At 39.0% G+C, this 8,713-nt stretch carries 7 protein-coding genes and 1 pseudogene; 5 read left to right on the top strand and 3 right to left on the bottom strand.

What is annotated here, in order from left to right:
• The first annotated feature begins 215 nt into the window (after positions 1-215).
• The 3 genes and pseudogenes from trxA (at position 216) to mqnE (ending at position 2,990) form a co-directional block, all read left to right on the top strand.
• Positions 216-533, top strand: a complete 318-nt coding sequence (gene trxA / locus P767_RS0104260) for a thioredoxin (protein ID WP_026763532.1) — start codon at positions 216-218, stop codon at positions 531-533.
• 45 nt (positions 534-578) lie between these two features.
• A pseudogene (locus P767_RS15805) lies at positions 579-1,808 on the top strand (NupC/NupG family nucleoside CNT transporter).
• A 30-nt stretch (positions 1,809-1,838) separates the two neighbouring features.
• Entirely contained in the window at positions 1,839-2,990 is a 1,152-nt protein-coding gene (gene mqnE / locus P767_RS0104250) for an aminofutalosine synthase MqnE (RefSeq protein ID WP_037351617.1), read from the top strand.
• On the opposite strand, the gene P767_RS0104245 is transcribed toward mqnE, so the two are convergent.
• The 3 genes from P767_RS0104245 to P767_RS0104235 are packed head-to-tail and all read right to left on the bottom strand — an operon-like array spanning position 2,971 to position 5,563.
• Complete coding sequence (locus P767_RS0104245) at positions 2,971-3,675, bottom strand: hypothetical protein (protein ID WP_026763530.1); 705 nt, start codon at positions 3,673-3,675, stop codon at positions 2,971-2,973. The two genes, mqnE and P767_RS0104245, sit on opposite strands and share 20 nt — an antisense overlap.
• A gap of 54 nt (positions 3,676-3,729) precedes the next feature.
• Entirely contained in the window at positions 3,730-4,095 is a 366-nt protein-coding gene (locus P767_RS0104240) for a VOC family protein (protein WP_026763529.1), read from the bottom strand.
• Between the two features lie 37 nt (positions 4,096-4,132).
• A complete protein-coding gene (locus P767_RS0104235) occupies positions 4,133-5,563 on the bottom strand; it encodes an L-serine ammonia-lyase (protein ID WP_026763528.1) in 1,431 nt (476 codons plus the stop codon).
• Between the two features lie 39 nt (positions 5,564-5,602).
• Here P767_RS0104235 and P767_RS15800 point away from each other — a divergent pair, with 39 nt between their 5' ends.
• Both P767_RS15800 and P767_RS0104225 read left to right on the top strand, forming a co-directional pair.
• Positions 5,603-6,829, top strand: a complete 1,227-nt coding sequence (locus P767_RS15800) for a serine hydrolase (protein ID WP_037351616.1) — start codon at positions 5,603-5,605, stop codon at positions 6,827-6,829.
• 24 nt (positions 6,830-6,853) lie between these two features.
• Positions 6,854-8,044: a pyridoxal phosphate-dependent aminotransferase gene (locus tag P767_RS0104225; RefSeq protein ID WP_026763527.1), complete on the top strand. Its 1,191-nt coding sequence runs from the start codon at positions 6,854-6,856 to the stop codon at positions 8,042-8,044.
• Positions 8,045-8,713: the final 669 nt, after the last annotated feature.

Below are 8,713 nucleotides of genomic sequence, written 5' to 3'. Positions count from 1 at the left end.
GAAAAGGGCTTTCAGATGAACGAAGAAATGGCAGGATACCTGATGGACAATTTAGATATTGATGTTAAAGTGGGCCTGGTTGGATAGCGAATAGACTGACCCATTGTCAGCAATCTGCAGCCAAAACAATTAAATAACATTGGTGGAAAAGTCAAAGGGGCAGTAAAATGGCTTTGGATGTAAATTTGATTAACAAACGATATAAAATTTAAACTATGGCATTAGAATTAACAGACGCGAATTTTCAGTCGACTGTTTTAGACAGCGATAAATTAACAGTGGTAGACTTTTGGGCAGAATGGTGTGGACCTTGTCGCGCTATCGGGCCGGTTATTGAAGAATTGTCTAAGGAATACGATGGCAAAATCAATGTAGGAAAAGTAAATGTGGATCATAACCCTAATTTGAGTGTGAACTATGGTATTACTTCTATCCCTGCAATTCTTTTTATTAAGGGCGGACAGATTGTAGATAAGCAAATTGGTGCCGTTCCTAAATCTGTTTTAGACAAAAAAATTCAGGCTCATATGTAGTAATCCGTATCTTTCAAACCTAATCTGAATACTAAGTAATTGTATATGGAAAGGTTTCAAGGAATTATAGGGATTATTTTGATTCTGGGTATTGCTTTTTTATTCTCTAATAATAAGCGTAGAATTAACTACAGACTGGTTTTTAGCGGAATTCTGTTACAGATTTTTATAGCTGTAATGGTTTTGAAAGTTCCACCGGTTACCCGATTTTTTCAATTGTTGGGTCACGGGATGGAGAAGATTGAAAGATTTGCGCGTGAAGGTGTTGCATTTGTATACAATGGCGTAATGGTAAATGCACCGGATGGTGTAAAAAACTTTAGTCAGGGTGGATTTGTGTTTGCCTTTAGCGTTACAGCTACTATTATTTTGGTTTGTGTACTGGTAGCTATACTATATCATTTTGGGGTAATGCAGTTTATTGTATCTGTTATTGCCAAAGCCATGAATTTTATCATGCGCGTAAGCGGAGCCGAAGCACTCAGTAATGTTGCTTCGGCTTTTGTGGGTCAGGTAGAAGCGCAGGTAATGATCAGGCCTTATCTGAATACCATGACCAAGAGCGAATTGCTGGCCAGTATGAGTGGAAGTCTGGCTTGTATTGCCGGAGGTATACTGATTGTTTATGCCAATATGGGAGCCAAGGCGGAATATTTATTAACGGCCAGCTTAATGGCTGCTCCCGGAGCCCTTGTGATATCAAAAATTGTTTTTCCGGAAACAGAAGAATCCCAGACCATGGGAAAAGTAAAGCTGGAAGTAAAAAGCCCCTACAGCAATATCATTGATGCCATTTCTCATGGAGCAAGTGACGGAATGAAAATTGCCGTTAATGTAATAGCCATGTTGATTGGATTCATTGCCCTGATTGCATTAATCAATTATTTAATCTGAATGATTGTACCCGGAGTTACTTTGGATGTAATCTTCAGTAAGATCTTTTATCCAATGACCTGGGCAATGGGTGTTCCTCAGGTGGATGTGGCCAATGCAGCTTCTCTGCTAGGACAGAAACTTACCATTAATGAGTTTGTAGCTTTCAATAATCTTACTTCTAATGCTATTCCGATTGTTTCAGAAAAAGGATTGCTGATTGTAAGTATTGCTATTTGCGGATTTGCGAATTTCAGCAGCGTAGGGATGCAAATTGGCGGAATCGGGGAACTAGCCCCTACCCGAAGAGCTGATCTGGCTAAGCTGGGACTAAGGGCTTTATTGTGTGGAACACTTGCCTCCTATTTATCTGCAACAATTGCAGGCATTCTGATGTTTTAAAGGTGTAATTTTGCACAAAATCTGGGAGACATGAATTCAGCCGCCGTGAAAGTATTGGTAGACGCCGAAAAAGACCAACAGTTACAATCCATTGGATATAAAATATTAAATCAGGAGCGCATTTCTTTTGACGAAGGCGTAGCCTTATTTGAGAAAGCTTCACTTTCCTACGTTGGCGCTTTAGCCAACTGGGTAAGAGAGAGTAAGCACGGTAATAAAACATACTTTAACAGGAACTTTCATATTGAGCCAACCAATGTCTGTGTTTTCTCCTGTGCATTCTGTTCTTATTCTAAATTGTATGCACATAGAGAAGAAGGTTGGGAATTGAACATTGAGCAAATGATGCACATTGTAAAAAGTTACGATGGCAAACCTGTTACTGAAGTTCATATTGTGGGTGGCGTTCATCCAAAGATGAACATGGATTTCTTCCTTGAATTGCTGAAAAGTATTAAAGCGCACAGGCCCGATTTACATATCAAGGCTTTCACACCCGTAGAGCTGGATTATATGTTCCGTAAGGCCAAAGTTTCTGTAGAGGAAGGAATGCGACTGGCGCATGAAGCAGGACTGGATTCCTTGCCTGGTGGAGGAGCGGAAATTTTTCATCCGGATATCCGAACTAAAATCTGTGCGGATAAAGTAGATGCAGACGGATGGCTGGCGATTCATAAGGCAGCTCACCAGTTAGGCATGCACAGTAATGCAACTTTGTTGTACGGACATATTGAATCTTACTGGCACCGGATTGATCATATGGATCGTTTGCGCAGCTTGCAGGATGAAACAGGCGGTTTCAATACATTTATTCCGCTTAAGTTCCGCAACAAAGACAACGATATGCAACACGTGTCAGAGAGCACGATTGTAGAAGACATGAAAATGTATGCGGTTTCCAGGTTGTATCTGGATAATTTCCCTCATCTGAAAGCTTATTGGCCAATGTTGGGTAGAAAAAATGCGCAGCTTACTCTTTCATTTGGCGTTAACGATATTGATGGTACCATAGATGACACTACTAAAATTTATGCCATGGCTGGTAGTGAAGAACAAACACCAACCATGAGTACTTCAGATCTGGTTACACTAATTAAGCAAGTAAAGCGCCAGCCTGTTGAGCGGGGAACTTTATACAACGAGATCAAGGATTACAGTGACGCTATTCTAGATACGATTTAATAAAACTATCAAAATCCGGAAGGGTTTTATCTTCATACACTTGTATGAATTGCTTAAACTGCATGTATCCATAAACAAAAGGATCTTCTGTTGCTTTCTGGTAATTGGCGGTAAAAAACGCTTCCATGGTACTTCCGGCAGGGATTGGATTTGGCAATTTGGCCCATACCCTTTTGGCGAATTCATAACATTCTTTCAGTTCTTTTGCCTTACCCTGTTTTTTCCACCAAAGCATTCCTACAATATTGGCAAAATATTCCTCCTGGTAAGAGCCTTTTAAAGTTCCTCTCTTGATATGTTCTAATGCATGTCCTAATTCATGGGGTAAATAAAAGCCATTAAAGAATAATCTAAACATATCTTTTCCGGCCGCTTCACTTCCTGCAACTTGATAAAAAAATTGCTTTTGTGGTTCAATCACCTGATCCCATTTAGGTAAGTTAGCCGTTCGTTCTCCATTTTCCCCCCAATAAAAAATTAAATAAGGAGTAGTATTGAGTTTGGTCTTAACAGAAAAATTGATGCCTGGCTTTAGTCTTTGAATATCTTTTGTAAACGCTGCTGTAATTGCTTTTCCGTCGTTTACTAATGTTGTGGAATCTTCGTAAAGTTTAAACCATTGATGTTGAGCCGAAGCCAATTGAAAACTGATAATAAATGCAAAAAGTGTAAAGCTAATTTTCATAGATTACAAATTATGCTAATGTTTTTAGAAATATAGCTTTAAAAATTAATTTAATTAATTTTTAAAGCTTCCAAAATGCCAAAGTATCCCCGAAGGATCATGTACAAAGCATTCTCTTCCCCAGTCAATGGATTTTGGCGCTATAAGTTTAACCGTGGGGAATTTTTCACTCAGATTCAAATTTTGAAGCTTTTCCCAAAAAGCTGTAAGGTTCTCTACTTCAACAAAAACCATTGTATTGTCTACCCAGTCTTTTACATAGGCGTTTTGTAAGTAAAAAGAAATGCCTTTAAAGTGAAAAACGCTCAACTGCTCATTGATCCTGTTTTCCGTAAATCCCATTTCTGCATAAAATGCACGGCTCAAATCAAAATCTTTGGCGCCTATAAAGGGTCTGATTGAAATGGGGTTTCCTATCATTTTTCAGATTTTAAGAAATAAAAACTTACTACAAGTACTAACATTCACTTAAGCCCAATGGTACTTGTATAGCCAAGCCCCCGTCAGCTGTTTCCTTGTATTTGCTGTTCATATCCAATGCTGTATTCCACATGGTAGCAATTACTTTATCCAGACTAACCAAGGCAAAATCAGGAGTACTTTGCAATGCCAGTTGAGATGCGGTTATGGCTTTAATGGCTCCCATTGTATTTCTTTCGATACAAGGAATCTGAACCAAACCGCCAATTGGGTCACAAGTCAGGCCCAGGTGATGTTCCATGGCAATTTCCGCAGCCATTAAAGCCTGTTGCTGGGTTCCTCCCATGCATTCTGTTAAAGCGCCTGCCGCCATGGCAGAAGAAACTCCAATTTCTGCCTGACATCCACCCATGGCTGCTGAAATTGTAGCGCCTTTTTTGAAGATCGATCCGATTTCCGAAGCAGTTAATAAGAATTGAATGATTTTATCTTCCTGATTACCATCGCAGAAAGCAATATAATACAATAGAACAGCAGGAATTACGCCAGCTGCTCCGTTAGTAGGTGCAGTAACGACTCTTCCAAAAGAAGCATTTTCTTCGTTCACAGCCAGTGCAAAACAACTCACCCAGTCCAAAATATAATTGAAAGTCTGTCCCCCAGCCTGTATGGCTTTTAACCATTCATCAAATGATTGGTATGGATGCCCTTTCATTAATTTTTTATTCAGTTCAAACGCTCTTCTTCTTACCTGTAATCCACCGGGAAGCTCGCCCTTGGTATGACAGCCTCTGTAAATACATTCCCGCATGGTATGCCAGATTTGTAATACTCCTTTCTTGGTTTCGGCTTCCGTTCTCCAGACATGTTCATTTTCCAGCACCATTTCATGAATAGACATGCCGGTTTTTCTGCACCAGTGTAATATATCTGCTGCATTATTGGTTGGGAAAGGAAGATCAACCGTTGCTTTACCAGCCCCCGCTTCCTCACCTTCTTTCACTACGAATCCCCCACCTATTGAGTAGTAGGTTTCGCTGATTTCCTTGCCGTTGTTGAACTCAATTAAAAAACTTAATCCATTCGGGTGATAAGGCAGGGATTCGCTGGTCAGAAACAGTAGATTGTCCTTATAGGAAAAAGGAATGCTATGTTTGCCACCCAACAGTATGTGGTTTTCTGATTTTATTTTTTCAATAGCAGGATGAATACCGTTCACATCTACCGTTACCGGGTCTGCAGCAATTAATCCCATCAAAACAGCTATATCGGTACCATGGCCCTTACCTGTTTTAGCCAGAGAGCCATATAGTAAAACGGTAATGGATTTTACCTGTTGTAATTGCGACTTTTCATCTATGGTGTCGAGGCAACGCAGGGCTGCTCTCCAGGGCCCCAATGTGTGTGAACTGGATGGCCCTACCCCTATTTTAAACATGTCGAATACCGAAATAGCTTCATGTGGCATGTTGTAAAGTTAATTATCAAATTTCATTAAGTTTGATAAATGAAGCATCTCTTTTTGTTAATTCTGCTTGTTATTCCCGGGCTGAATATATCTTTATTTGCACAAAATAATGATGCTGATAATCTCCTTTATCAGATTCTGCAGAAGCACCCTGAATTCTTTAAAAGGATTAATAATAGTCCGGATAGCTTTAGGGTACAAATTATTTACACACAGATAAACAGGAACAAAAAGAACAAACCTTCATTTAAAGAATTCGGTTATCGGTTGAATGATTCTGAATATTTTTATCCTGCCAGTACCGTCAAAATGCCCATTGCATTACTGGCGCTTGAAAAAATCAATGAATTGGGGATTCCTGGTTTAACCATGAATAGCATTATGATAACGGATAGTGCATCTGATTCGCAGGATTTTGTTTATAATCAACCCAATGCCATGGATGGTGCGCCCACCATTGCCAACTATATCAAACAAATATTTCTGGTAAGTGACAATGATGCTTTTAACCGGTTGTATGAATTCCTGGGCCCCGATTATATTCAGCAGAAACTGAAGGCTAAAGGTTATCCCGATGCCATCATCCGTCATCGCTTGCAAGTAAGTAAAACCCTTGAACAACAGCTAAGGACTAACCCTGTAAGATTTTATGATACTGCTGGTAATATTATTTATGAACAGCCAGCCCAAATTAGCAAAGGAAAATTTGCAGAGACCAATATCGCATTAGGTAAGGGGTATATGAAATCTGGAAATTTAGTAGCTTCTCCTTTCTCTTTTTTAAATAAGAATAGAATTTACCTGCAAGACCTTCATCATATTCTACAGTCTGTCATTTTTCCAAATATCACTAAAAGGAAAAGTCGTTTCCGACTTACTGAACAAGACTATGCATTTGTGAAAAAGTACATGCAGATTTATCCTGGTGAATCTGATACGCCTTCCTACGATACCAGTTATTATTACAATACCTATTGCAAGTTTTTATTGCAGGGATCCGAGCGAAAAACCCTTTTCCCTCAGGTAAAAATTTATAATAAAGTGGGTGATGCTTACGGGTTTTTATTAGATGTGGCCTATATAGTAGACGAAATTAATCAGGTTGAATTCATGCTGAGTGCTGTTATATCCTGCAATACCGATGGAATTTTCAATGACGACAAATACGAATATGATTCCCTTGGCTTTCCATTTATGCGTGATCTGGGGATTGCTGTATACAACCATGAACTAATGCGAAAAGGGAAATTGCCAATAATTAAGTAAATTGTTGACTTAAACTTTTTTTGAATGGAATTGTCTTCTTTATTGAATCGTTTTAGTGAACCTGAAACTTTAAAAATGGCCAAATTAGGCCGTGAGTTGCGTGCAAAAGGCATTGATGTAATTGATTTAAGCTTAGGCGAGCCCGATTTTGATACACCTCAACATATTAAGGATGCTGCCATAAAAGCCATTAATGATAACTGGAGTCATTATACCCCTGTGCCTGGTTTTTTAGATTTACGGGAAGCAGTCTGTACTAAATTAAAAAGAGACAATAATCTGTCATATACACCGGAACAAATTGTGGTTTCTACAGGTGCCAAACAAAGTCTGGCCAATGCCATTCTTGCACTGGTAGATGAAGGTGATGAAGTAATTATTCCTACACCTTACTGGGTTACTTATTCCGAGCTGGTAAAAATTGCCAGAGGGAAAGTAGTGGAAATCAGAACCAGCGTATCCAATAAATTCAAAGCAACACCTGAAGAAGTGGCAGCTGCCATCACAGCGAAAACAAAAGTCTTTATGTTTTCTTCTCCGTGCAATCCTTCCGGTGCAGTGTACAGTAAGGAAGAACTGGCTTCATTGGTAGCTGTTTTTGAAAAGCATCCGCAGATAACCATTCTGTCAGATGAAATTTATGAGTATATCAATTTTGTTGGCAAGCATGAAAGCATAGCGCAGTTTGACAGTATCAAGGAACGCGTGGTAGTTATCAATGGATTGAGTAAAGGCTTTGCCATGACAGGATGGAGACTGGGGTATACCGCTTCCGCAACGCCCATTGCAAAAGCTTTTGAGAAACTACAGGGGCAGTTTACCAGTGGAACGTCTTCTATTACGCAAAAAGCAGCTGTAGCAGCATTAACCGGAAATTTACAACCCTCTCTGGATATGACTGCTGAGTTTACCAGACGAAGAACCAAAACATTGGAATTGGTAAATGCCATACCAGGCTTTACCTGTTTTGCACCAGAAGGAGCATTTTATGTTTTCCCTGATGTGAGTTACTATTTTGGTAAATCGAATGGAACAGAAACAATTACCAATGCGGCTGATTTCAGTATGTATTTATTGAATAATGCTCATGTAAGTTCTGTGATGGGTGATGCATTCGGAGAACCCAAATGTGTTCGTTTTTCTTTTGCCAACAGTATGGAAAACATTGAAAAAGCCTGGGGCAGAATTGCAGAGGCACTTAAAAAATTATCTTAAGATATTGTTTAAAAAAAGGCTGGTAATTTACCAGCCTTTTCTCATTATTAATGAACCGTCTATTTAGTTCTGCTTGCTATTCCCCCTTTTTTACTATCTACTGAAATAGTGTAATTCCCTTTCCCTTCCAATATCCATTTAACTTTTACGGTTCCTAAACCCGGGATATTCTCAACTTCTATGGTAGAAGGATTCATTTTTTGAATCGTAGAAATATTTAAATCAGCGTCATTCATTACCATACCTGCCAAAACTTTTGCATTGGTATTGATACTAATGTAATCAGGTCTTTCAATTTTATTTTTAATATCCTGACTGCTATGAGTTGGCATAAGTCTTTCATTTGATATGGTTGCTGTAACTTCTGTCATACCATTGCCTAAATCTTTTTCTTTTATATCTGCAATAGATAATTTAGGTGTATGATAACTGTGGTAAATAGTAAATGCCATATTTCTATGTGCATCACTTTCCAATAAAAATCCTGGATGCGCTCTTCCAAAATTCTTTTTAAATCCGCCTATTTCTACTTTGCCATATTGGGGATGGTCGTATTCTTTCCAATCCACAAAGCCATCTTTAAACAATAAATACCTGTCAAAATTATAAGAGCTATTATCAAACGGACTTCTGGTACAGTCGTGGGAGGCAAGGCACACAGGGGATAGG

It is taken from the genome of Sediminibacterium salmoneum NBRC 103935 (assembly GCF_000511175.1).
GTDB lineage: Bacteria > Bacteroidota > Bacteroidia > Chitinophagales > Chitinophagaceae > Sediminibacterium > Sediminibacterium salmoneum.
The sequence above is the reverse complement of the archived record's forward strand: the minus strand, read 5'-3'. Positions and strand labels throughout refer to the sequence as shown.